This window comes from Streptomyces sp. NBC_00442, from assembly GCF_036014195.1.
Lineage (GTDB): Bacteria > Actinomycetota > Actinomycetes > Streptomycetales > Streptomycetaceae > Streptomyces.
On sequence record NZ_CP107918.1, the window covers coordinates 1904501 to 1926229 of the forward strand.

The window sequence follows — 21729 nt, forward strand, 5'->3', positions numbered from 1 at the left end:
AAAACTTCCCTCTCAGCCCAACAGGACGTCGTCGTCACCGATGCGCTTGAGCTCGCGCAGCAGGAGGGCGACACCGGTGGCGATGGCGGCGGCGGAGACGATGGCGTCCAGGAGCTTCAGCGTGTCGTTGTCGGTGCGGGCCTTCTTGGCCTGCTTCGCGACGCTGATGGCACCGAAGGCGGTGGTGCCGATGGACAGGTACGTACCGGCCTTGGACTTCTTGAAGCCTTTGGCCTTGGTCAGTGCACTCACAGCGACGGAGCCTCCTCGAGCAGCGGGTGTCCCCACTTTTCCACGAAGGCGGCCTCGACGGCGGCACCCACCTTGTACAGGCGGTCGTCCTTCATGGCGGGGGCGATGATCTGGAGCCCGACCGGCAGGCCGTCCTCCGGCGCGAGGCCGCAGGGCAGCGACATGGCGGCGTTGCCCGCCATGTTGGTCGGGATGGTGCACAGGTCCGCGAGGTACATCGCCATCGGGTCGTCGGCGCGCTCGCCGATCGGGAAGGCGGTGGTGGGCGTGGTCGGCGAGACGATCACGTCGACCTGCTCGAAGGCCTTCTCGAAGTCGCGCGTGATGAGGGTGCGGACCTTCTGGGCGGAGCCGTAGTACGCGTCGTAGTAGCCGGAGCTCAGCGCGTACGTACCGAGGATGATGCGGCGCTTGACCTCGTCGCCGAAGCCGGCCTCGCGGGTCAGCGCGGTGACGTCCTCGGCGGACTTCGTGCCGTCGTCGCCGACGCGCAGGCCGTAGCGCATGGCGTCGAAGCGGGCCAGGTTGGAGGAGCACTCCGACGGCGCGATCAGGTAGTACGCGGAGAGCGCCAGGTCGAAGGACGGGCAGTCCAGCTCGACGATCTCGGCGCCGAGCGACGTGAGCAGCTCGACCGACTCGTTGAAGCGCTGGACGACACCGGCCTGGTAGCCCTCGCCCGAGAACTGCTTGACGACGCCGACGCGCATCCCGGCCACCGAGCCGTTGCGGGCGGCCTCGACGACCGGCGGGACCGGCGCGTCGATGGACGTCGAGTCGAGCGGGTCGTGTCCGGCGATGACCTCGTGGAGCAGCGCCGCGTCCAGGACCGTACGGGCGCAGGGCCCGCCCTGGTCGAGCGAGGACGAGAAGGCGACCATGCCGTAGCGGGAGACCGCGCCGTAGGTCGGCTTGACGCCGACGGTGCCGGTGACGGCGGCGGGCTGGCGGATGGAGCCGCCGGTGTCCGTGCCGATGGCGAGCGGCGCCTCGTAGGAGGCGAGGGCCGCGGAGGATCCGCCGCCGGAGCCGCCGGGGATACGGGTCAGGTCCCACGGGTTGCCGGTCGGCCCGTACGCGCTGTTCTCCGTCGACGACCCCATGGCGAATTCGTCCATGTTGGTCTTGCCGAGGATGACGACGTCGGCGGCCTTGAGGCGCTTGGTGAGCGTCGCGTCGTACGGCGGGATCCAGCCTTCGAGGATCTTCGAGCCGACGGTGGTCGGGATGCCCTCGGTGGTGAAGATGTCCTTCAGCGCCAGGGGCACGCCGGCCAGCGGGCCGAGCTTCTCGCCGGCCGCGCGCTTGGCGTCGACGGCACGGGCCTGCGCGAGGGCGCCCTCGCGGTCGACGTGCAGGAAGGCGTGGACCTTCTCGTCCACGGCCTCGATGCGCGCCAGGTGGGCCTCGGTGACCTCGACGGCGGTGAGCTCGCCGGACGTGATCTTCGCGGCGATCTCGGCCGCGGTGAGCTTGATGATGTCCGTCATGGTGATTAGTCCTCCCCCAGGATCTGCGGCACCTTGAAACGCTGCTGCTCCTGGGCCGGGGCGCCGGAGAGCGCCTGCGCGGGGGTGAGCGACGGACGGACCTCGTCCGCGCGCATGACGTTGGTCAGCGGCAGCGGGTGGGAGGTCGGGGGTACGTCTTGGTCGGCGACCTCGGAGACGCGGGCGACCGCGCCGATGATGTCGTCGAGCTGTCCGGCGAAGTGGTCGAGCTCTTCGCCCTTCAGCTCAAGACGCGCCAGCCGGGCGAGGTGGGCGACCTCCTCGCGCGTAATGCCAGGCATGCAGCGATCCTCAGGGGTGAGTGAGTGTGGTGTGGGCCCAATCCTATGGGGCGGGGCACCCTCACCACGAAACGGATTGCCCCTCCCCCCGCATCACCGCCCCGCGCCGCACCCCGGCCCCCTTCACTCCGCCGCCGTTGCACGGCCGGTCAGACAGGTTCCCGCGCCCCTGACCCGCCTCTGCGGACCGTGCCCGCTCCTCGCGCAGTCACCCGCGCCCCTGGAAACCCCGGTTCGTCCGCGGTCCCCAGGAGGTTGGGCCGCGGCAATCCCGTCGGCCCCGGGGGTTCACTGGACGGGCTGGCCCGAGGCTCGGCCTGCCTCGGCCTCGGCCTGGGCGGCCGCCGCGGCGATCTCGGCCGGCCGATGCCACCCCGTGTCTCCCCGGGCAAGCAGCCACGCCGTCGCCTCGGCCGGCGGCATAGCCGCGGCCACCAGCCACCCCTGCACCGCGTCGCACCCCAGATCCCGCAGCCGCTCCCACGTCTCGTCGTCCTCGACCCCCTCCGCGACCACCAGCAGGCCGAGCGAATGGGCGAGATCGACGGTGCACCGCACGATCTCGGCGTCCTCGTTGTCGACGGCGAGCCGGGCGACGAACGACCGGTCGATCTTCAGCTCGCTGACCGGCAGGCGCCGCAGGTGCACCAGCGAGGAGTAGCCCGTGCCGAAGTCGTCGAGGGACATCTTCACGCCGTGCCCGGTCAGCCCGGCCAGGGTGTCGGCGGCCCGCTGCGGGTCTTCGAGCAGGACGTGTTCCGTTATCTCCAGCTGCAGCGCGCCGGCCGGTACGCCGTGCCGGGCGAGCCGGGCGGCGACGGCCCCCGCGAACCCCGGGGTGTGGACGTCGCGCGGGGAGACGTTGACGGCGACGGGCACATTGAGCCCCTGCGCCCGCCACCGCGCCACCTGCGCGAGCGCGGTGTCCAGGACGTACTCGGTGAGGTGCGGCATGAGCCCGCTGGATTCGGCGATGGCGATGAACTCGTCCGGCGCGACCCGTCCGCGCTCGGGGTGCACCCAGCGCACCAGCGCTTCGAGCCCCGCGACCTGCCCGTCGAACTGGACCTTCGGCTGGTAGTGCAGCTCCACGTCGCCGGCGTCGAGCGCCCGCCGCAGATCGCCCAACAGGCCAAGGCGGTCGGGGGTGTTGGAGTCCCGCTTGGACTCGTAGATCTCCACGCCCGTACGGTCCCGCTTGGCCTGGTACATCGCGATGTCGGCGCGGCGCAGCAGCCCTTCGGCGTCGAGCGCGTGGTCGGGGAAGAGGGCGACACCGGCGCTGGCTTCGAGGACGAGGGTGAGCCCGTCCAGGTCGAGGGGCGAGGACAGCTCGGCGACCAGCCCGCGGGCGGTGCGCATCGCGCTGGTCGCGGACTCGCAGACGGGCAGCAGCACGGCGAACTCGTCGCCGCCCAGCCTGGCCGCCTCGGCGCCGCGCGGCAGAGCCGTCTTGAGCCGTTCGGCTATTTGGAGGAGGAGGCGGTCACCGGCGAGGTGTCCGAGGGTGTCGTTCACCGACCGGAAGCGGTCGAGGTCGATCAGGACGAGCGCGGATCGGGTGGCGGTGTTCTCCGCCTCCTCCAGGGCCGTCCAGGTGCGCTCCAGGAGCCACTGGCGGTTGGGGAGCCCGGTCAGCGGGTCGCGCAGCTGCTCCTCGGCGCGGGCGCGGGCGATCCACAGCGTCGAGTCGAGGGCGACGAGCGGCACCGCGAACAGCGGCAGCAGCACCGGCACGGACATGGCGACGACGCAGATCAGCGGGGCGATGCCGAGCAGCGCGACGGCCACGAGGCCCTGCCTGAGCAGGGCGGTGCGGGCCACCGTCCGCAGGCCGCCGCGGGGTGCGAGCGCGTACCAGAGCAGCGTCCTGGTGCACAGCAGATAGGCGCCCGCGGCGAGGACGATCTGGGGGGCGGTGGCGACGCTCCACTGGGTGGGCCACCAGGGATCGGCGACGGAGGGGACGGTGCCGAAGGCGGCCAGGACCAGGCCCGCGGTTCCGATGCCGACGACGTCGACGGCGCCGTGCAGCACGCCCTGGCGCCAGCGGTTGCGCCGGGCCGCGCCGACCAGGACCACCACGGCGAGGCTGACCAGGGCGGCCGGCAGCCAGCCGTAGAGGAGGAGCACGGCGATGGTGAGGGCGGCTCCGGAGCCCGTGCCGCCCCACCAGCGCTCACGGCCGAGCGCGACGAGATGGCCGACGATGATGCCGCTGAGGACGGCGAGCGACCAGCCCGTCGTGCCGCCGGGGAACAGGGCGGTGCCCTGCTGCGCGGCCCGGTAGGCGCCGGTGGCGAGGACCCCGCCCGCGAGGCCGGTGACGACGGCCGTCAGCGTGGACGAAAAGCCCGTGAACCCGCGCAGCCTCACGGCCGGGGCGGTGCTCTCGGTCGGTTTCATTCCCGTCCCTCTCACAGCCGGCTGTGCCCGTGCTCGCGTCGGCCCCCGCTGTCATGCCACCACGACCGGTGTTCCGCCCCCACTTCTCCATGGGCGGGGTCCATCGGCCGTGCACGGCGGGCGCGCATCTCAACAGTAGGCCGCAGAAGGGTCCCTGGGGCAGCGGTCTACAGCTCTTGCCCGAATGCGACCCAGCCACCCGCATCGGTCTGCTATGCGCCGAACGGGTGACTCCGCGCAGCCTCCAGGCCCCCTGTTATTACCCTTGTTTCAGTGTCATTCCCCCTCTGGGGCGTTGGGCACCGCGGCTTCCCCAGCTGCTTCAGGCCCTTGTTCCAGCAAAATGGCGAAGCCGTCCTCGTCGAGAACCGGAACCTTCAGCTGCATCGCCTTGTCGTACTTCGAACCGGGGCTGTCCCCGACGACAACGAAGGATGTCTTTTTGGAGACGGAGCCGGTGACCTTGGCTCCGCGGCTTTGCAGCGCCTCTTTCGCGCCATCTCTGGTGTGCCGCTCAAGCGTTCCGGTCACGACGACGGTGAGACCCTCCAGCGGGCGCGGCCCCTCGTCCTCGCCGCTGCTCTCGTCCTCCATGCGGACACCTGCGGCCTTCCACTTGCGCAGGATCTCCTGGTGCCACTCCTCGGTGAACCACTGCTTGAGGGACGCGGCGATGATGCCTCCCACGCCCTCGACCGCCGCGAGTTCCTCCTCGGTGGCCTGCTCGATGCGGTCCATGGAGCGGAATGCGCGGGCGAGCGCCTCGGCGGCGACCGGGCCGACGTGACGGATGGAGAGCCCCGTGAGGATGCGGGCGAGCGGGCGCTCCTTGGCCGCGGCGATGTTCTCCAGCATCGAGACGGCGTTCTTGCGGGGCTCGCCGTTCATGTTGGCGAAGACGAGTGCGGTCTTCTCCTCACCGGTCTTGGGGTCGCGCTTGGGCAGCCCGCTGTCCTGGTCCAGGACATAGGCCCGGATGGGCAGGAGTTGATCCATCGTCAGGTCGAAGAGGTCGCCCTCGTCGAGCAGCGGGGGCGCCGAGGGTTCGAGCGGCTTGGTGAGGGCGGCCGCGGCGACGTATCCGAAGTTCTCGATGTCGAGGCTCTTGCGGCCTCCGAGGTAGAACAGCCGCTCCCTCAACTGGGCGGGACAGGACTGCGCGTTGGGGCAGCGCAGGTCGATGTCGCCCTCCTTCATCGGACGCAGGGCGGTGCCGCACTCCGGGCACTCGGCGGGCATCTCGAAGGGGTACTCGCTGCCGTCCCGCAGGTCGGCGACGGGGCCGAGGATCTCGGGGATGACGTCGCCCGCCTTGCGCAGCACCACGGTGTCGCCGATGAGGACGCCCTTGGCCTTGACCACCTCCTGGTTGTGCAGGGTGGCGAACTCGACCTCGGAGCCGGCCACGGTGACCGGCTCGACCTGGGCGTACGGGGTGACGCGGCCGGTGCGGCCCACGCCCACCCGGATGTTGACGAGCTTGGTGTTGACCTCTTCGGGCGCGTACTTCCAGGCGATGGCCCAGCGCGGGGCGCGTGCGGTGGAGCCGAGGCGGCCCTGGAGGGGGATCTCGTCGAGCTTGACGACGACGCCGTCGATCTCGTGCTCCACCACCGAGTGCCGGTTCTCGCCCATGTAGGCGATGAACTGCCGTACTTCTTCGAGGGACTTGACGGCCTTGCTGTGCCGGGCGGTGGGCAGGCCCCATCCGCGCAGCAGGTCGTACGCCTGTGAGAGGCGGTCGATGTCGAAGCCCTCGCGGGCGCCGATGCCGTGCACCACCATGTGCAGCGGCCGGGTGGCGGTGACCTTGGGGTCCTTCTGGCGCAGTGAACCGGCCGCCGCGTTGCGGGGGTTGGCGAACGGCTTGTCGCCCGCTTCGACGAGGCGCGCGTTGAGGCCTTCGAAGGCCTCCATCGGGAAGTAGACCTCGCCCCGGATCTCCACGAGGGCGGGGATGCGGTCGCCCTTGAGGCGGGTGGGGATGTCGGCGATGGTGCGCACGTTGGGCGTGATGTCCTCGCCGGTGCGGCCGTCGCCGCGGGTGGCGGCGCGGGTCAGCCTGCCGTGCTCGTACGTCAGGTTCACGGCGAGGCCGTCGACCTTCAGCTCGCACAGGTAGTGGAACGCGGCCGTGCCCACGTCCTTGGCGACCCGCTCCGACCAGGCCGCCAGTTCTTCGTCGTCGAAGGCGTTGTCCAGGGACAGCATCCGCTCGCGGTGCTCGACCGAGGCGAAGTCCGTCGCGTAGGGGCCCGCCACCTTCTGGGTGGGCGAATCGGGAGTGCGGAGCTCCGGGTGCTCGTCCTCCAGGGCTTCGAGGGAGCGGAGCAGCTTGTCGAAGTCGCCGTCGCTGATGACCGGCTGGTCCCGGACGTAGTACCGGAAACGGTGCTCCTCGATCTGCTCGGCGAGGAGCGCGTGCTGCTCCCGTGCCTCCGCCGGCACCACCGCGTTCTGTTCGCCAGCCACCGTCATGTCCTCCCGTTTCCCGTTGTCCCCGTCACTCAGGGTTGTCCGCGAGCGATCTCGCCGCCCGGACGCAGTGGGCGAGCGCGGCCCGAGCGTGGGCCGGGGACGCGCCCGCCATGCCGCATGCGGGGGTGATCACCACGGACTCGCCCACAGTCCCCGGATTCAGCCCCAGCCTGCGCCACAGCGTCCTGACACCCATGACGCTACCGGCAGGGTCTGACAATGGGCCGTCGGTGGCGGGCACCACTCCGACGAAGAGCTTGACGCCGCTCTCGGCGGCCTCACCGATCTGCTCGTCGTCACGCTCGGTGAGCAGGTCGAAATCGAACGACACCCCTGCCGCGCCGGTCCGCCTCAGCAGCGCGAACGGGACGTCGGGGGCGCAGGAGTGGACGACGACGGGCCCGTCGTGCACGGCGACCACGTCGCGCAGGGCGGCCTCGACGACCTGCCGGTCGACGGCCCGGTGGGTGCGGTATCCGCTGGCGGTACGGATCTGTCCGCGCAGCACGGAGGTGAGTGAGGGCTCGTCGAGCTGGAGGACGACGCGGGCGCCGGGCACCCGACGGCGTACGTCGGCGAGGTGGCCGCGCAGGCCCTCGGCGAGCGATCCGGCGAGGTCGCGGCAGGCTCCGGGATCGCCGAGCGAGAGCTCGCCGCTCCTGAGCTCCAGGGCGGCGGCCAGCGTCCAGGGCCCGACGGCCTGCACCTTCAGGGGCCCGGTGTAGCCCTGGGTGAATTCCTCGAGGGCGTCGAGGTCCTCGCCGAGCCAGGACCTGGCCCGCCGGGTGTCCCGGCCCGGCCGGTCGCTGACGCGCCAGCCGCTGGGTTCCACGTGTCCGTACATCTCGACGAGGAGCCCGATGGTCCGGCCGATCATGTCGGCGCCGGGGCCGCGCGCGGGCAGCTCCGCGAGGTGCGGGAAGTCTCCGCCCGCCCCCTCGGCGCCGATCAGCGATCCGGTGACGGTCCGTGCGGTCTCCCGCGCGTCGCCGCCCGGCATCGAACCGACCCCGGTGGCGGGCCCCCAGGGGAAAATGCTCTGTTCGCTCACCCCGGAAGCCTACGCAACCGGGGCCGGGGCCCGGCCCCTGGCCGCTACTTGCCGGGGCGCACGGTGAGGTCGTTGACCTCGGCGTCGGCCGGCAGGTCGATGGCCATGACGATGGTCGTGGCCACGGACTCGGGGTCGATGAACCGGGACGGCACGTACTCCTTGCCCTCCTGCGAGTGCACCTTGGCCTGCATGGGGCTGGCGGTGCGGCCCGGGTAGACCGAGGTCACGCGGACGCCGTTGGGGTGCTCCTCGTTGCGCAGCGCGTCGGCGAGCGCCTTGAGGCCGTGCTTGGAGGCTGCGTACGCGCCCCATTCGGCGTGGGCGCTGAGCCCGGCGCCGGAGTTCACGAAGACCACGTGGCCGCGCGAGGCGCGCAGTTGGGGCAGCATGTGGCGGGTGATTTCGGCGGGCGCGATCAGGTTGACGTTGAGCTGCTGGTGCCAGGTCCTGGGCCGCAGCTCGCCGACCGGGCCGAGGTCGACGACGCCCGCGATGTGCAGCAGCGAGTCGAGATGGTCGGGCATCGGCTGCTTGTCGAAGGCCCAGGTCAGGCGGTCTGGATCGGCGAGGTCGCCGACGAGGGTGCGGGCGCCCGGGTGGCGGGCGGCGAGCTCCTTGGCGCGTGCGGCGTCGCGCGCGAGCAGGATGAGCTCGTCGCCGCGCTCGTGCAGCCGGCGCGCGACGGCCGCGCCGATGCCGGAACCGGCGCCGGTGATCAGGTGAGTAGCCATACCCGCCATGCTCGCACTGGTCGACGCGGCCGTCGTCGCGCCCGTCGTCGCCCTACTGGATGCCGCGGGACTCTTCGAGGTAGGCGAGGGCCGCGACGCCGTCCTCGGCGAAGAACACCAGCTCGGTGAGGGGGACGGGCAGGAATCCCTCGTCCTCCATGCGGCGGAACTGCTGCTTGAGGCCGTCGTAGAAGCCCGCCGTGTTCAGGAGGACGACCGGCTTGGTGGTCTTGCCGTGCTTCTTCAGTTCCAGGATCTCGGTGGCCTCGTCGAGGGTGCCGGTCCCGCCGACCATGATCACGACGGCCTCGGACTTCGCGAGCAGGAGCGCCTTGCGCTCGGCGAGGTCCTTGGCGATGACCATCTCGTCGGCGTTCTCGCGGGCCTTGGCCGCGAGGAAGTCGACCGAGACCCCGACGAGCCTGCCGCCCGCCTGCTGCACCCCGTCGGCGACGACCTGCATGAGGCCGCTCTCGGAGCCGCCCCACACCAGGGTGTGACCGCCCTTTCCGAGGAGTTCGGCGAACTCGCGGGCCGGCCCGGTGTAGCGCTCGTCGAGGTCGGCCGCGGACAGGAAGACGCAGATATTCATGCGACCACCCTACGAGGGAAGAACGGCGGGCCCGCGGGCGCTGCACCTCTTATGACGACAGGACATCGCATCACCATCGAGCAGGGCAGCGAGCATGTGCGGGTCGTTCAGGGCGGGCAGGTGCTCGCCGAGAGCCGGCGCCCGCTGCTCCTTCACGAGACCGGCCTCCCCGTCCGCTACTACCTGCCGCCCGAGGACGTACGGACCGACCTCTTGACGGCGTCGGACACCCACACCTATTGCCCGTTCAAGGGAACGGCCTCCTATTGGTCGCTGCCCGGGACGCCCGACCTGGTCTGGTACTACCCCGACCCGAAGGCGGAGGTCGCCGAGATCAAGGATCACCTCTGCTTCTACGAGGTGGAGAAGGTCGCGGAGTAGCCCCGCGCGCTCAGGCCCGCGCGGCGACCTGGAAGGTGCGCCGGTAGGCCACCGGCGAGACACCGAGCACGGAACGCATGTGCTGGCGCAGCGAGTTGGCCGTGCCGAAGCCCGCCCGGTGGGCCACCAGGTCCACCGGGAGGTCGCTGGACTCCAAGAGCTGGCGGGCCAGTTCGAGCCGTTGCGCGGTGAGCCAGTTGCCCGGCGTCAGCCCCGCCTCCTCGCGGAATCGGCGGGTGAAGGTGCGCAGGCTCATCCGGGCGTGGTCGGCCATCTCGCCGAGCGAGAGCGGCTCCTGGAGGCGTTCGAGGGCCCACGCCCGGGTCGCCGCGGTGCTGGCGAGGGTCGGCTCGGGGACCGGGCGCTCGATGTACTGGGCCTGGCCGCCGTCGCGGTGCGGCGGCACCACGCAGTGCCGGGCGGCCCGGTTGGCGACGGCGCTGCCGTGGTCGCGGCGTACGAGGTGGAGGCACAGGTCGATGCCCGCCGCGGCGCCCGCCGAGGTCAGCACGTCGCCGTCGTCGACGAACAGGACGCCCGGGTCCACCCGGACGCGGGGGAAGGTGCGCGCGAAGGCGGCGGCGTCGCACCAGTGCGTGGTGGCGGGCCGCCCGTCGAGCAGCCCCGCGGCGGCCAGCACGTAGGACGCCGTGCAGATGGACACCATGCGGGTGCCCGGCTCGATCACCTCGAAGGCGCGGGCCAGCGGCTCGGGCAGGGGGCCGCCCCCCGCCATGGCGCCGAGGTCGTAGGTCGGCGGGATCACCACGGTGTCGGCCGAGGCGAGCGCCTCGGGCCCGTGGTCGACCGCGACCGAGAACCCGGCCTCGGTGCGCACCGGACGCCCGTCCGCGGTGCAGACGCTCACCTCGTAGAGCCGCTCGCCCTTCGGGCCCCGGGCGCTGTCGAAGATCCGGGAGGGGATGCCCAGCTCGAACGGGATCACTCCGTCGAGGGCGAGCACCGCGACCCGGTGCGTGGTCGGTCGTACGGTCATGGCCAGATTCTGTCACATCATGGCCAAACGGCCAGCACCATGCGCGGTGCGCGGGGGGCACGCTGGTCTGGCGCCGGTGGCTCCCACCGGCGAAACCCTCCGTGAAAAGGATCAGCCATGTCCCAGACCATGCGTGCCGTCAGCCTCCAGCAGTGGGGCGGTCCCGAGGTGCTCACCGAGACCGAGACCGAGCGCCCCGAGCCCGGCGCCGGCGAGGTCCTGGTCCGGGTGCACGCGGCCGGGGTCAACCCCGCCGACTGGAAGGTCCGCGAGCACGGCGGCATCGCACCGATGAGCCTGCCGGCGATCCTCGGCTGGGACGTGTCGGGCACGGTCGAGGCGGTGGGCCTGGGCGTCACCCACTACGGGGTCGGCGACGAGGTGTTCGGCATGCCGCGCTTCCCGCACCAGGCGGGCGCGTACGCCGAGTACGTCACCGCTCCGTCCCGGCACTTCGTCCGCAAGCCCGCCGGCATCGACCACACCGAGGCGGCGGCCCTGCCGCTGGCCGCGCTGACCGCGTGGCAGGCGCTGATCGACACCGCCCGACTGGCCGCGGGGCAGCGGGTGTTGATCCACGCGGCGGCGGGTGGCGTCGGCCACGTCGCCGTCCAGATCGCCAAGGCGCGCGGCGCGTACGTCATCGGCACGGCGAGCGCCGCCAAGCACGACTTCGTCCGCGGCCTCGGCGCGGACGAGGTGATCGACTACACCGCGGTCGACTTCACCGAAGCGGTGCGCGACGTGGACGTGGTCTTCGACACGGTCGGCGGCGACTACGCGGCGCGCTCCCTGAAGGTGCTGCGCCCCGGGGGCACCCTGGTGTCGATCAACACCCCGGATTCGCCCGAGCTGCTCGCCGACGCGGCGGCCCGTGGCGTGCGGGCCGGGTTCACGCTGGTCGAGCCCGACCACGCGGCCATGGGCGCGATCGCCTCGCTCGTGGCGGAGGGCAAGCTGCGCGCGGAGGTCGACTCGGTGTTTGACCTCGCCGACGCGGCAAAGGCGCACGAGTACGGCGAGCGGGGCCGCACCCAGGGCAAGATCGTGCTGCGTGTGGCGTAGTCCGTCCGGCGGCGGGCGTGCTCTCCATCGCCTGGTGGGGGAGCGGGACCTCGACCGGCGTCCGTGGCACGCGGCGTCAGTGGCGTGCGGCCAGGTCCAGGGTCCACCAGGGGCCGCCGCGACCGCCGGAGCGGCCGACGCCCACGTCGGTGTAGCGGCAGGTGAGGATGATCGCGCGGTGCGGGCGGCTGTGCATCCAGCGCGTCACGGCGGCCGCCGCGGTCGAGACGCCCGACGCGACGGCCTCGCCGGTGGCGACGGCCGGATAGCCGGCGGCCCGCATCCGCGCGGCCGGGCTGCTGCCGCCGGGCCCGGTGTGCGTCAGACGGCGGTGCGCGGCCATGTCGGCGCTGTGCGCCTGCGCGGCCCGCTGGAGCGGCGAGCGCACCCGTACGCGAGGGCAACCGGCCTTCGTCCGGCGCCGGTTGACCTCCCGGACCACGGCGTCACGGGGCGAGCCCCGGGGCCGGGCGGGCGGCCCGAAGGCCGGCTCGGCGGCCGGCCCGTACGCCGGGCCGGTCAGCGGCCACGGACCGGGATCCGGGTCCGCCCACTGCGGAATCCGGTACTCCGTCGGGCCGGGACCGGGTGGTGCGGCCGCCGTGGCGGGGGGCGGGCAGGCGAGGAGCACCGCGAGGACGAGACATCCCGCGTACCAGGCCTTGGCACGGGTTCGCATCACGTTTTTCCCACTTTCCTTTGCTCCCACTTCGAGGAGCAGGGATTTCCCCGGCCTTGATAACGCATCCTTCCGCCATCTTCCCCATGGGTGATCCAGGGGAATTCCGTGTGATTGCGTATGCGTCGTATCGCCGTCGCGCGCGCCGCCCGCGCTGACCCAGGGGCCGCGGGCGCCGCCGGGGTGGCGGCCCGCCGACACACCGCGAACCGAGCCGGGGACCGCCAACGCCCGCTGCGCTTGGGCCTGTTCGGGTCCCCGCGTTGCGGCACCGTCTCCGGCGGCTGTCGTGGGGCCTCGCGGATCGGCCCGCGCCGGCCCGGAGAAAGCCCGCCGGTTTCCCGGGCCGCCCGAATTCCCGGGCCGTCCGCATTCCCGGGCTCAGCGCTTCGGTGTGGCCGCACTCGTGTCGCGTACGAGAATCACTCGGGCGGACGAGACCTCATGCCGTGCACTCGACCGGCCGTCACACCACCTCAGACGCGCGCGGCGGCCCGCTCGGTCGTCGCGATCGTCGCGGAACCCACCACGCGCGTGCCGTCGTACAGGACGATCGCCTGGCCGGGGGCGATGCCGCGGACCGGCTCGGCGAACGTCACCCTCAGGACGCCGTCGACGAGCTCCGCCGTCACCTCGGTCTCGCCGCCGTGGGCGCGCAGCTGGGCGGTGTACGTACCCGCGCCGACCGGGGCGGTTCCGCACCAGCGGGGCTTGATCGCGCCGAGCGCGGTGACGTCGAGCGCCTCGACGGGGCCTACGGTGACCGTGTTGTTGACCGGGGAGATGTCCAGGACGTAGCGGGGCTTGCCGTCGGCGGCGGGGTGACCGATGCGCAGGCCCTTGCGCTGGCCGATGGTGAAGCCGAAGGCACCCTCGTGGCTGCCGATCTTCGCGCCGGACTCGTCGACGATGTCGCCCTCCGCCTTGCCGAGGCGGTCGGCGAGGAAGCCCTGGGTGTCACCGTCGGCGATGAAGCAGATGTCGTGGCTGTCGGGCTTCTTGGCGACCGCGAGGCCGCGCCGCTCGGCCTCGGCGCGGATCTCGCCCTTGGTGGTGAGGGTGTCGCCGAGCGGGAACATGGCGTGGGCGAGCTGGCGCTCGTCGAGCACGCCGAGGACGTACGACTGGTCCTTGGCCATGTCGCTGGCGCGGTGCAGCTCACGGGTGCCGTCCTGGTTCAGGACGACGGTCGCGTAGTGGCCGGTGCACACGGCGTCGAAGCCGAGCGCGAGGGCCTTGTCGAGCAGCGCGGCGAACTTGATCTTCTCGTTGCAGCGCAGGCACGGGTTGGGCGTGCGGCCGGCCTCGTACTCGGCGATGAAGTCCTCGACGACGTCCTCGCGGAAGCGTTCGGCGAGGTCCCAGACGTAGAACGGGATGCCGATGACGTCCGCGGCGCGGCGGGCGTCCCGGGAGTCCTCGATGGTGCAGCAGCCGCGGGCTCCGGTGCGGAAGGACTGCGGGTTCGCGGAGAGCGCCAGGTGCACTCCGGTCACGTCGTGCCCCGCTTCGGCGGCTCGGGCGGCGGCGACGGCCGAGTCGACGCCGCCGGACATGGCGGCGAGGACGCGCAGGGGACGCCCGGAGGTCTGCGGGGAGGGCTGCGAGGAGGGCTGCGGCGAAGTCTGAGTCATAGCACTCGTAAGGGTACGTGGGATCGGGAACCGGGGGCGCGGGAGTATCCGTTGTGCCTGTCGGAGGGGGTCCCATCCGGGATTCCGGGCTCGCGGGGGTGCGGCGGGGCCACATGGGGAGGTACGGGAGCGACGGGGGCGGGACGAATGGCGACCAGCCGCAGAAGGCTGCTGATCGGGGGCGCGGTGGTGGCGCTCGGCACCATCGGATATCTCAACGCGCCGCACGCGCGGCCGCACAGACCGCGCAAGGCCGGAGAGCTGGACTACGCGGGAGCGCAGTGGGTGGCGGCCGCAGGGGCGAACTGGCGGATGGCCGACCGGCCGGACGACTACCGGGTGGACCGGGTGGTGATCCATGTCGTGCAGGGCAGTTTCGACAGCGCCCTGCGCGCGTTCCAGGACCCCGGCCACAAAGCCGCCGCCCACTATGTGGTGCGCAAGGACGGGCATGTGGCGCAGACGGTGCGGGAGCTCGACGTGGCGTTCCACGCGGGCAACCGGGAGTACAACGAGCGCAGCGTCGGCATAGAGCACGAGGGGTTCGTCGACGAGGCGTCCTCGTTCACGGACACCATGTATGCCTCGTCCGCGCGGCTGACGGCGGCCATATGCGCCCGCTACCGCATAGCCGTCGACCGCGAGCACATCGTCGGGCACGTGGAGGTGCCGGGCACCGATCACACCGATCCCGGCCCGCACTGGGACTGGGCGCGCTACATGAGGCTGGTCGGGGCGGCCGGTCCGGCCTGAGGCGCCCCGGCCGGGGCGCTCAGACGAGGCCCGCGGTGCGGGCCCGTTCGACGGCCGGGCCGATGGCGTCGGCGACGGCCGCGACATCGGCTTCGGTGGAGGTGTGGCCCAGCGAGAAGCGCAGGGTGCCGCGGGCCAGGTCGGGATCGGTGCCGGTGGCGAGCAGGACGTGGCTGGGCTGGGCGACGCCCGCGGTGCAGGCGGATCCGGTGGAGCATTCGATGCCCTGCGCGTCGAGCAGCAGCAGGAGGGAGTCGCCTTCGCAGCCGGGGAAGGTGAAGTGGGCGTTGGCGGGGAGGCGGCCCCGCGGGTCCGGGTCGCCGCCGAGGATCGCGTCGGGTACGGCCTTGCGCACGGCCGCCACCAGCTGGTCGCGCAGTCCCCCGGTGTCGCGGGCGAACGCGCCGCGCCGTTCGGCGGCGAGCCGTCCGGCGACGGCGAACGCGGCGATGGCGGGGACATCCAGGGTGCCGGAGCGCACGTGGCGCTCCTGACCGCCTCCGTGCAGCACCGGTACGGGGGTGTACTCGCGGCCCAGGAGAAGGGCGCCGATGCCGTACGGCCCGCCGATCTTGTGGCCGGAGACGGTCAGGGCGGCCAGGCCCGAGGCGGCGAAGTCCACGTCGAGCTGGCCGACGGCCTGGACGGCGTCCGCGTGCAGCGGAATGTCGAACTCCCGCGCCACCGCGGCCAGTTCGGCGACCGGCATGATGGTGCCGATCTCGTTGTTGGCCCACATCACGGTGGCCAGGGCCACGTCGTCGGGGTCGCGCTCGATGGCCGCCCGCAGCGCGTCGGGGTGCACCCTGCCGTACGGGTCGACGGGCAGGTACTCGACGGTGGCGCCCTCGTGCTCGGCGAGCCAGTGCACCGCGTCGAGCACCGCGTGGTGCTCGACGGGGCTGGCGAGGACGCGGACGCGGCGCGGGTCGGCGTCCCGGCGGGACCAGTAAAGGCCCTTGACGGCGAGGTTGTCGGCCTCGGTGCCGCCGGCCGTGAAGACGACCTCGCTGGGGCGGGCGCCGAGCGCGTCGGCGAGTTCCTCCCGGGCCTCTTCGGCGGTGCGGCGGGCCCGCCGTCCGGCGGCGTGCAGCGAGGACGCGTTGCCGGTGGCGGTCAGCTGGGCGGTCATCGCCCGGACCGCCTCCGGAAGCATCGGGGTGGTCGCGGCGTGGTCGAGGTAGGCCATGGTGGGCCCGATTCTACGAGCCGCGCCGGGTGGACCGTGCCGCGGTTCCGGCCGGGGCCCCGGCCGGGGTTCAGCCGCCGAACCCCCACGAGACGGTGCGGTCGGCCATCACGAGGCCGGCAAGGACCACCAGGTCGGCCACGCCCAGGGCCAGGCCGAGCATCGCGCGGCCGCGGCGCCGGGTCCCGTACAGCAGGGAGAGCGAGGCCAGCACGACGGCGATGGGGCCGAGGACGATGTTCATGACGAGCAGACCGAGCAGACCGAGGACGAAGGCCGCCACGGCCATCCCGTCGGCGTCGCGTTCGCGGCTGCGGCGGCGGATCGCGGTGAGTTCCATGGTCAGCCCTTCCGGTGCGAGAGGCGTTCGCGGGCGGTGAAGACGAGCAGCCAGACGCCGATGACGGCGGCGACGGCCAGCGTGACCGGGAGCGGGAGGTGCGCCGCTGAGCCCAGCACGACCCCCAGCAGGAGGAGGGCTGCGACGAGGAAGAACATGGGATCCCTTTCCGTGCGGGTGACGTCGAAGTCGGAGTACGACTGTTCACTGACTACTGAGTCTAGTGTTCCCAACTTCGGCGAACACATGTTTACTGAGTGGTATGAGCCACACTCTCGGGATCCGGCAGGTCCAGAAGCAGAAGACGCGCCAGGCCCTCATGGACTCGGCGCTCCAGCTCCTGGAGCACCAGAGCCTGAGCAGCCTCGGTCTGCGCGAGGTCACCCGGGCCGTGGGGGTGGCGCCCGCCGCGTTCTACCGCCACTTCAAGGACACCGCCGACCTGGGTGTCGCCCTGGTCGAGCAGGCACTCGGATCGCTCCACGACACGATCCGGGCGGCGATCGTCACCACCGGGTCGAGCGACGAACGCATCGACCGGGCGGTCGCGTTGATCGCCGCGCACGTCCGCGCGTACCCCGCGCACGTCCGCTTCATCGCCCGCGAACGGCACGGTGGGGTCGCCCCGGTCCGAGAGGCGATCGGCGTGCAACTGCGGCGCTTCGCGGACGAGGTGGCAGGGGCGCTCGGGGCGGATCCGGAGTCGGCGGGATGGTCTCCGGCCGACCTGCGCATGCTGGCGGGGCTGTACGTCGACCACATGGTGATGACGGCGTCGGCCCTCCTGGAGGACCCGGGCCCCGAAAGCCCGGCCCTGGCGACGGCCCGCGCCCAGTTGCGCCTGGTCACGCTGGGCCGACGTCACTGGCTGGATTAGGGCCTGTCCGGCGGATCCTGTCGGCGCGCGGGGAGCAGGGCGCCGAGTGCGGCGGCGCCGTCGAGGAGGGCCCGGGATCGCGCCGTGATGTCGGCGTCCCTGGCGGCCAGCGCCGAGTCGACGTCCCGCGACCGGTGGGTGCGCCGCAACTGCGGCATGAGGGCCCGCAGGGGCGCGATGCGGTACCCGGCCTTGCGCAGCTGGTGAACGATCCGCGCGTCGCGCACCTGAGCCGGCGTGTAGCGCCGCGTCCCGCGCACGGGGTCACGGTCCGGCACGACGAGAGCCTCCGCGTCCCAGTGCCGCAACGTCGAAGGGCGCACCCCGAGGGCGGCGGCGAGTTCGGAGACGCTCATCGAGTCCGACGCGCGCACGTCCTCGATCGGCTCGCCCGCGATCGCGCGGGCGGCCTCCTTGGCCCGCCGCAGATCCGCGCGCTCCGTATCGAGCCGTGCGTGCGCCGCGTCGAGAAGGGCGAGCGCCTGCGGGACGGGGAGCCGGTGGAACGCCCGGACGATCTTCTTGGCCTCCATCGGCCCGACGCCCGCGGCGAGGGCGCGGTAGGCCTGGGCGGACCGCAGATGCACCTCCGCGTAGGTCCGGTAGCCCGTGGGCGTGCGCGCCGCGGGCGGCAGCACACCGTCGCGTTCGAGGTTGCGGATCTGCTGGACGGAGTATCCGGCGCGCCGCGCGACATCGGCGGTGCGCATGTCCCCCGATTCGAGACTTGCCATCCCACACCCCTTCATCTGCGGCCGTCCGTACCTCAAAGTCTCCACAAGGACTTCAACGCGACGCTTGAGCACATGACCATCGACGAGATCATCAGCTTCGTGGGCGGCCTCGACGGCGTCCTGACCGTACGGCCCGCGCCCGGCGACGGCACACCGGAGATCAGCTGGGGCGACACGTTCTTCTTCTACGCACCCGATGGCGCCGTTCCGGCGACGACCCAGCCGTTCGCGACCGTCGTGACCAAGAACTACCCGGGTGACGAGGCTTCGCGCCTGGACCGGCCGGACACGTTCCGCGTGAACATCGCGGCCGGGAAGGACCTGTTCGTCCGGTGGGCCGGTCACGCACCGCGCGAGCCGGCCCCCGTCGAGGCCGACCCCGCGGCCCCCGACACCGTGATCGCGCATCCCGCCTACGGCACCGCCGGCTGGCTGGCGGTGGTGAACCCGGGCAAGCACACCGAGAGGGCGCTGCGCGAGCTGCTGCGCGCGGCCCATGGCCTGGCACGCGCACGCCACGAGCGACGCGCCGGATCGACGACGCGATGAAGGATCCACGCTCCCCGGGGCACCCACGGGAAAGCCCCGGCCAGGGGGCGCCCTCGGAAAACCTCCCGAGAGCACCCGGGGTATGACCCCTGAGCACCCCGAGGGGTGGCGGCCCTGTGCCGTCAGCCCCGGGGCGCCCGCGCCAGTTGGCGGGACTGCGCGACCAGGCGGTCCGCCGAGTCCCAGACCTCCGCGTCCTCCTCCAGGAAGCCCCCCGCCAGGTTCCGCGTGGTGATGGACACCCGCAGCGGCCCCGGCGCCGGCCGGCACCGGATGTGCGTGGTCAGCTCGACGGTGGGGGTCCATCCCTTGAGGCCGAGCTCGAAGGAGGTGGGCGGCAGCGCGTCGACCGTCAGCAGCAGCGAGATCGGGTCGGCGTCGCGGCCGTCCGCGAGACCGAACCACGCGCGCATCTCGCCCTTCCCCGACGGCGCGCCCACGGCCCAGCCGAGCGTCGTCGGGTCGAGCTTGAGCATCAGCCGGTCGGTGATGGCCGAACTCCCCGGAATCGGCGGCCGGCTGCCGTCGGGTGCGTCGGTCGCACCGATGCAGTGCGAGAGCGGGGGCATCGCGGGCGGCTTCGCGGTGGTGCGTACGTCGTCGGTCAGCGCGTCGAGGTCCCCGTACGAGGCGAGGACCCGGATGCGTTCGACCTCCGCGCCGCTCTCGTCGTACTGGAACAGCGAGGCCTGGCCGGTGGAGAGGGTGCGACCGGTGCGCACCACCTGGGTGCGGATGACCGCGGGCCCCGGCACCGACGGCGTGAGGTAGTGCGCCGAGACGGTGAACGGGTCCGGGTGCGGCAGCGCGTCGCCGAGGGCCCGGCCCAGCAGGGCGAGCAGATAGCCGCCGTTGACGGCCTGAATGATGGTCCAGCCCGCCGAGAGTTCCGCGTCGTAGACCCCCGCTTCGCGCAGGGTGACGGCGGTGTCGCGGTCGAACTCGCTGTCCCCGATCGTGGCGGGGAGTACCGGTGACGATGCCTGTGCCATGGCAGCACCGTACACCGATACATTACTGAGCGGTAGCTTTTCCGGCCGGCCACCGGCCCCTCCGGCCCCCCGCCCCGCCTTCCGCCGGTCTCCCGCCGACCCTCAGACCTCCTCCACCGTCGAGCTGCGCCGGTGCCAGGCGCGCGGCGCCCGCCAGTGGTACTTCAGGGCGGCGATGCGCAGCAGGAACGCCGTGACCACCGCGAGCCCGCTGGTCCCCGCGTTCAGGATGTCGAAGCGGATGAAGAGCACCACCATCGTGGAGCCGACGATCGCCGGCACCGCGTACAGGTCGCGGTCCCAGCGCAGCAGCGAGGGCACCTCGTTGGCGAGGACGTCGCGCAGCACACCGCCGCCCACGGCCGTGGCGAGGCCGAGGGCCGCCGACGAGGTCAGACCGAGCCCGTAGTCGTACGCCTTGGTGGTGCCCGTGACGCAGAACAGGCCGAGCCCCGCAGCGTCGAAGACGTTGACCGCGAGCTGGGTGCGCTCGACCTCGGGGTGCAGGAAGAAGACCAGCACGGCGGCGAGCAGCGGGGTCACGAAGTAGCCGAGGTCGGAGAAGGCGGCAGGCGGGACCGCCCCGATGATGAGGTCGCGGAACAGCCCTCCGCCCAGCGCGGTGACCTCGGCGAGCACCGCGATGCCGAACACGTCGAAGTTCTTGCGCACGGCGAGCAGGGCGCCGGAGATCGCGAAGACGAATATTCCGACGAGGTCCAGGATGTGCTGGACGGAGGGGCTGAACAGTGAGTGGAGCACCCCGTATTTTTACTCATCACGGGGCTCTCCCCGGCACACGCCGGGCTCAGAGAGCGGGCTTGCCGGTGTCGTAGACCCACTTCTGGAACAGGTCGTCGAGCGACTGGCCCGAGACCTTCTCGGCCAGCTCGACGAAGTCCTGGGTGTCGGCGTTGTGGTAGCGGTGCGCCGTGGTCCAGGCCGGGAGCAGCTTGAAGAACGCCTTGTCACCGATGCGTTCGCGCAGCTCCTGGAGCATCATCGCGCCCCGGTCGTAGACGGCGTCGGAGAACATCGTGTCGCGCTGCGGGTCGGCGACCTCGACCTTCCAGAAGGCGTCGTCGGCCGGGATCGAGTTGTAGTCCGCGAGGAAGGAGTCGTGCGCCGTCCTGGTGCCGCGGTGCTCGGACCACAGCCACTGGGCGTAGGTGGCGAAGCCCTCGTTGAGCCAGATGTCGTTCCAGTGGTCGACCGAGACGGAGTCGCCGAACCACTGGTGCGCGAGCTCGTGCACGATGGTCGACTCGGACCGCACCGCCGAATAGCTGGGCTTGGACTGCGTCTCCAGGGAGAACCCGGCCTGCGGCATGTCGTCGACGACCGCGCCGGTCACCTCGAAGGGGTAGGGCCCGAACAGCTTGGACCAGTAGTCGGTGGCCTCGGCGGTCACCGCGTACACGTCGACCTTGTTCTGGTTGGCGAGGACCGGGTCGATGGCCACGTAGATCGGGGTGCCCGCGGGCGTCCTGCCCGTCTTCACGTCGAACTTGCCTATGGAGGCGGTGGCGAGGTAGGTCGCCATCGGCTTGGACTCGCGCCAGTGGTAGTACGAGCGTCCGCCGCGGTCGTGCGAGTCCACCAGACGGCCGTTGGACACGCCGGTGAGGCCCTTGGGGGCATCGATGCGGATGTCGTAGGTGGCCTTGTCGGAGGGGTGGTCGCTGGAGGGGAACCAGGTGGAGGCGGCATTGGGCTCGCAGGCCACGAAGACGCCGTCCTTGGTCTTCATCCAGCCGTAGTCCGAGCCGAAGACGATGGGCCCGTTGAGCGCCTGCGGCACCCCGCCGTAGACGACCGTGACCTCGAACTCGTCGCCCTTGGCGAGCCGGTGGCGCGGGGTGATGACGATGTCGTCACCGGTTCTGCTGAAGTCGGCGGGCTTGCCGTTCACCCGGATCGAGTCGACGGTCAGCTTCTGGAGGTCGAGGTCGAAACGGGAGAGGTTCTGGGTGGCGCGGGCGGTCACCGTGGTGCGCCCGTCGAGGCGCCCGGAATCGGGGTTGTAGCTGACACCGAGGTCGTAATGCAGCGCGTCGAAACCGCCGTTGCCCATGGTGGGGAAGTACGGGTCACCGATGCCCGGGGCGCCCGGTGAGGCGGCGGGCGCTGCGGCGATCGTGAACCCGGCGGCCACCGCGGTGGCGAGGGCGAGCAGCCGGGAGCTACGACGTGCCGAACGGGAGAGTGCCATGAGTCTGCCCTTCGAACGTGTG

General features: G+C 72.0%; 23 protein-coding genes. 5 read left to right on the plus strand and 18 right to left on the minus strand.

The genetic code is table 11. The annotated features are described in order from the left end of the window. Window positions 1-12: 12 nt before the first annotated feature. From OG432_RS08400 to OG432_RS08435, 8 genes are all read right to left on the minus strand, one after another. Complete coding sequence (locus OG432_RS08400; RefSeq protein ID WP_100577574.1) at window positions 13-252, minus strand: hypothetical protein; 240 nt, start codon at window positions 250-252, stop codon at window positions 13-15. Beyond that, complete coding sequence (gatA, locus tag OG432_RS08405) at window positions 249-1742, minus strand: Asp-tRNA(Asn)/Glu-tRNA(Gln) amidotransferase subunit GatA (RefSeq protein ID WP_328309296.1); 1494 nt, start codon at window positions 1740-1742, stop codon at window positions 249-251. Before gatA ends, OG432_RS08400 begins: the two co-directional genes overlap by 4 nt. A gap of 5 nt (window positions 1743-1747) precedes the next feature. Next, on the minus strand, window positions 1748-2044 hold the full coding sequence (gatC, locus tag OG432_RS08410; RefSeq protein WP_003966094.1) for an Asp-tRNA(Asn)/Glu-tRNA(Gln) amidotransferase subunit GatC: 297 nt from the start codon (window positions 2042-2044) through the stop codon (window positions 1748-1750). 288 nt (window positions 2045-2332) lie between these two features. Then, window positions 2333-4450 carry a putative bifunctional diguanylate cyclase/phosphodiesterase gene (locus OG432_RS08415; RefSeq protein WP_328309298.1) on the minus strand — a complete coding sequence of 706 codons (2118 nt, stop codon included), beginning with the start codon at window positions 4448-4450 and terminating at the stop codon, window positions 2333-2335. Between the two features lie 276 nt (window positions 4451-4726). Further along, window positions 4727-6922: an NAD-dependent DNA ligase LigA gene (gene ligA / locus OG432_RS08420; RefSeq protein WP_328309300.1), complete on the minus strand. Its 2196-nt coding sequence runs from the start codon at window positions 6920-6922 to the stop codon at window positions 4727-4729. A 31-nt stretch (window positions 6923-6953) separates the two neighbouring features. Then, on the minus strand, window positions 6954-7979 hold the full coding sequence (locus OG432_RS08425) for a methionine synthase (RefSeq protein ID WP_328309302.1): 1026 nt from the start codon (window positions 7977-7979) through the stop codon (window positions 6954-6956). 44 nt (window positions 7980-8023) lie between these two features. Further along, complete coding sequence (locus tag OG432_RS08430; RefSeq protein ID WP_328309304.1) at window positions 8024-8722, minus strand: SDR family oxidoreductase; 699 nt, start codon at window positions 8720-8722, stop codon at window positions 8024-8026. A 43-nt stretch (window positions 8723-8765) separates the two neighbouring features. Beyond that, on the minus strand, window positions 8766-9305 hold the full coding sequence (locus tag OG432_RS08435) for a TIGR00730 family Rossman fold protein (RefSeq protein ID WP_328309306.1): 540 nt from the start codon (window positions 9303-9305) through the stop codon (window positions 8766-8768). A gap of 51 nt (window positions 9306-9356) precedes the next feature. On the opposite strand from OG432_RS08435, the gene OG432_RS08440 reads away from it, so the two are divergent. After that, window positions 9357-9686: a DUF427 domain-containing protein gene (locus OG432_RS08440; protein ID WP_328309308.1), complete on the plus strand. Its 330-nt coding sequence runs from the start codon at window positions 9357-9359 to the stop codon at window positions 9684-9686. A 10-nt stretch (window positions 9687-9696) separates the two neighbouring features. On the opposite strand, the gene OG432_RS08445 is transcribed toward OG432_RS08440, so the two are convergent. Beyond that, window positions 9697-10683 carry a GlxA family transcriptional regulator gene (locus OG432_RS08445; protein WP_328309310.1) on the minus strand — a complete coding sequence of 329 codons (987 nt, stop codon included), beginning with the start codon at window positions 10681-10683 and terminating at the stop codon, window positions 9697-9699. Between the two features lie 117 nt (window positions 10684-10800). On the opposite strand from OG432_RS08445, the gene OG432_RS08450 reads away from it, so the two are divergent. Then, window positions 10801-11748, plus strand: a complete 948-nt coding sequence (locus OG432_RS08450; protein WP_328309312.1) for an NADP-dependent oxidoreductase — start codon at window positions 10801-10803, stop codon at window positions 11746-11748. A 76-nt stretch (window positions 11749-11824) separates the two neighbouring features. Here the strand turns inward: OG432_RS08450 and OG432_RS08455 are convergent, their stop codons facing one another. Both OG432_RS08455 and mnmA read right to left on the minus strand, forming a co-directional pair. Next, a complete protein-coding gene (locus OG432_RS08455; RefSeq protein WP_328315042.1) occupies window positions 11825-12427 on the minus strand; it encodes a CAP domain-containing protein in 603 nt (200 codons plus the stop codon). 476 nt (window positions 12428-12903) lie between these two features. Continuing rightward, the gene (gene mnmA / locus OG432_RS08460; protein ID WP_328309314.1) at window positions 12904-14061 is read right to left on the minus strand and encodes a tRNA 2-thiouridine(34) synthase MnmA; all 1158 of its coding nucleotides are present in this window, start codon (window positions 14059-14061) and stop codon (window positions 12904-12906) included. Window positions 14062-14208: 147 nt separating this feature from the next. Between mnmA and OG432_RS08465 the strand changes: the two genes are divergently transcribed. Next, window positions 14209-14814, plus strand: coding sequence for an N-acetylmuramoyl-L-alanine amidase (locus tag OG432_RS08465; RefSeq protein WP_328309317.1), 606 nt, complete (start codon window positions 14209-14211; stop codon window positions 14812-14814). A 19-nt stretch (window positions 14815-14833) separates the two neighbouring features. Here the strand turns inward: OG432_RS08465 and OG432_RS08470 are convergent, their stop codons facing one another. The 3 genes from OG432_RS08470 to OG432_RS08480 form a co-directional block, all read right to left on the minus strand. Beyond that, the gene (locus OG432_RS08470; protein ID WP_328309319.1) at window positions 14834-16003 is read right to left on the minus strand and encodes a cysteine desulfurase family protein; all 1170 of its coding nucleotides are present in this window, start codon (window positions 16001-16003) and stop codon (window positions 14834-14836) included. A gap of 70 nt (window positions 16004-16073) precedes the next feature. Next, window positions 16074-16343, minus strand: coding sequence for a DUF4190 domain-containing protein (locus OG432_RS08475; protein WP_328309321.1), 270 nt, complete (start codon window positions 16341-16343; stop codon window positions 16074-16076). Between the two features lie 2 nt (window positions 16344-16345). Then, entirely contained in the window at window positions 16346-16501 is a 156-nt protein-coding gene (locus tag OG432_RS08480; protein ID WP_328309323.1) for a hypothetical protein, read from the minus strand. A gap of 104 nt (window positions 16502-16605) precedes the next feature. Between OG432_RS08480 and OG432_RS08485 the strand changes: the two genes are divergently transcribed. After that, window positions 16606-17220 (plus strand): TetR family transcriptional regulator, encoded by a 615-nt coding sequence (locus tag OG432_RS08485; RefSeq protein WP_328309325.1) that lies wholly within the window; start codon window positions 16606-16608, stop codon window positions 17218-17220. On the opposite strand, the gene OG432_RS08490 is transcribed toward OG432_RS08485, so the two are convergent. Then, window positions 17217-17954, minus strand: coding sequence for a MerR family transcriptional regulator (locus tag OG432_RS08490; RefSeq protein WP_328309327.1), 738 nt, complete (start codon window positions 17952-17954; stop codon window positions 17217-17219). The genes OG432_RS08485 and OG432_RS08490 overlap by 4 nt on opposite strands. Before the next feature lie 72 nt (window positions 17955-18026). Between OG432_RS08490 and OG432_RS08495 the strand changes: the two genes are divergently transcribed. After that, complete coding sequence (locus tag OG432_RS08495; protein ID WP_328309329.1) at window positions 18027-18503, plus strand: DUF6194 family protein; 477 nt, start codon at window positions 18027-18029, stop codon at window positions 18501-18503. A 122-nt stretch (window positions 18504-18625) separates the two neighbouring features. Here OG432_RS08495 and OG432_RS08500 read toward each other — a convergent pair whose 3' ends face one another. The 3 genes from OG432_RS08500 to OG432_RS08510 all read right to left on the minus strand — a co-directional run bounded on the left by OG432_RS08500 (window position 18626) and on the right by OG432_RS08510 (window position 21707). Next, window positions 18626-19495 carry a thioesterase family protein gene (locus OG432_RS08500; protein ID WP_328309331.1) on the minus strand — a complete coding sequence of 290 codons (870 nt, stop codon included), beginning with the start codon at window positions 19493-19495 and terminating at the stop codon, window positions 18626-18628. A 102-nt stretch (window positions 19496-19597) separates the two neighbouring features. Then, window positions 19598-20257 (minus strand): trimeric intracellular cation channel family protein, encoded by a 660-nt coding sequence (locus tag OG432_RS08505; RefSeq protein ID WP_328309333.1) that lies wholly within the window; start codon window positions 20255-20257, stop codon window positions 19598-19600. A gap of 46 nt (window positions 20258-20303) precedes the next feature. Next, window positions 20304-21707, minus strand: a complete 1404-nt coding sequence (locus OG432_RS08510; RefSeq protein WP_328309335.1) for a M1 family metallopeptidase — start codon at window positions 21705-21707, stop codon at window positions 20304-20306. Between the last annotated feature and the right edge of the window lie 22 nt (window positions 21708-21729).

Coding starts and splice junctions, on each gene's coding strand:
- gatA (WP_328309296.1), bottom strand. CDS start 1,742: ATGACGGACATCATCAAGCTCACCGCGGCCGAGATCGCCGCGAAGATC.
- gatC (WP_003966094.1), bottom strand. CDS start 2,044: ATGCCTGGCATTACGCGCGAGGAGGTCGCCCACCTCGCCCGGCTGGCG.
- OG432_RS08415 (WP_328309298.1), bottom strand. CDS start 4,450: ATGAAACCGACCGAGAGCACCGCCCCGGCCGTGAGGCTGCGCGGGTTC.
- OG432_RS08430 (WP_328309304.1), bottom strand. CDS start 8,722: ATGGCGGGTATGGCTACTCACCTGATCACCGGCGCCGGTTCCGGCATC.
- OG432_RS08435 (WP_328309306.1), bottom strand. CDS start 9,305: ATGAATATCTGCGTCTTCCTGTCCGCGGCCGACCTCGACGAGCGCTAC.
- OG432_RS08440 (WP_328309308.1), top strand. CDS start 9,357: ATGACGACAGGACATCGCATCACCATCGAGCAGGGCAGCGAGCATGTG.
- OG432_RS08445 (WP_328309310.1), bottom strand. CDS start 10,683: ATGACCGTACGACCGACCACGCACCGGGTCGCGGTGCTCGCCCTCGAC.
- OG432_RS08450 (WP_328309312.1), top strand. CDS start 10,801: ATGTCCCAGACCATGCGTGCCGTCAGCCTCCAGCAGTGGGGCGGTCCC.
- OG432_RS08455 (WP_328315042.1), bottom strand. CDS start 12,427: ATGCGAACCCGTGCCAAGGCCTGGTACGCGGGATGTCTCGTCCTCGCG.
- mnmA (WP_328309314.1), bottom strand. CDS start 14,061: ATGACTCAGACTTCGCCGCAGCCCTCCTCGCAGCCCTCCCCGCAGACC.
- OG432_RS08465 (WP_328309317.1), top strand. CDS start 14,209: ATGGCGACCAGCCGCAGAAGGCTGCTGATCGGGGGCGCGGTGGTGGCG.
- OG432_RS08470 (WP_328309319.1), bottom strand. CDS start 16,003: ATGGCCTACCTCGACCACGCCGCGACCACCCCGATGCTTCCGGAGGCG.
- OG432_RS08475 (WP_328309321.1), bottom strand. CDS start 16,343: ATGGAACTCACCGCGATCCGCCGCCGCAGCCGCGAACGCGACGCCGAC.
- OG432_RS08480 (WP_328309323.1), bottom strand. CDS start 16,501: ATGTTCTTCCTCGTCGCAGCCCTCCTCCTGCTGGGGGTCGTGCTGGGC.
- OG432_RS08485 (WP_328309325.1), top strand. CDS start 16,606: ATGAGCCACACTCTCGGGATCCGGCAGGTCCAGAAGCAGAAGACGCGC.
- OG432_RS08490 (WP_328309327.1), bottom strand. CDS start 17,954: ATGGCAAGTCTCGAATCGGGGGACATGCGCACCGCCGATGTCGCGCGG.
- OG432_RS08495 (WP_328309329.1), top strand. CDS start 18,027: ATGACCATCGACGAGATCATCAGCTTCGTGGGCGGCCTCGACGGCGTC.
- OG432_RS08500 (WP_328309331.1), bottom strand. CDS start 19,495: ATGGCACAGGCATCGTCACCGGTACTCCCCGCCACGATCGGGGACAGC.
- OG432_RS08510 (WP_328309335.1), bottom strand. CDS start 21,707: ATGGCACTCTCCCGTTCGGCACGTCGTAGCTCCCGGCTGCTCGCCCTC.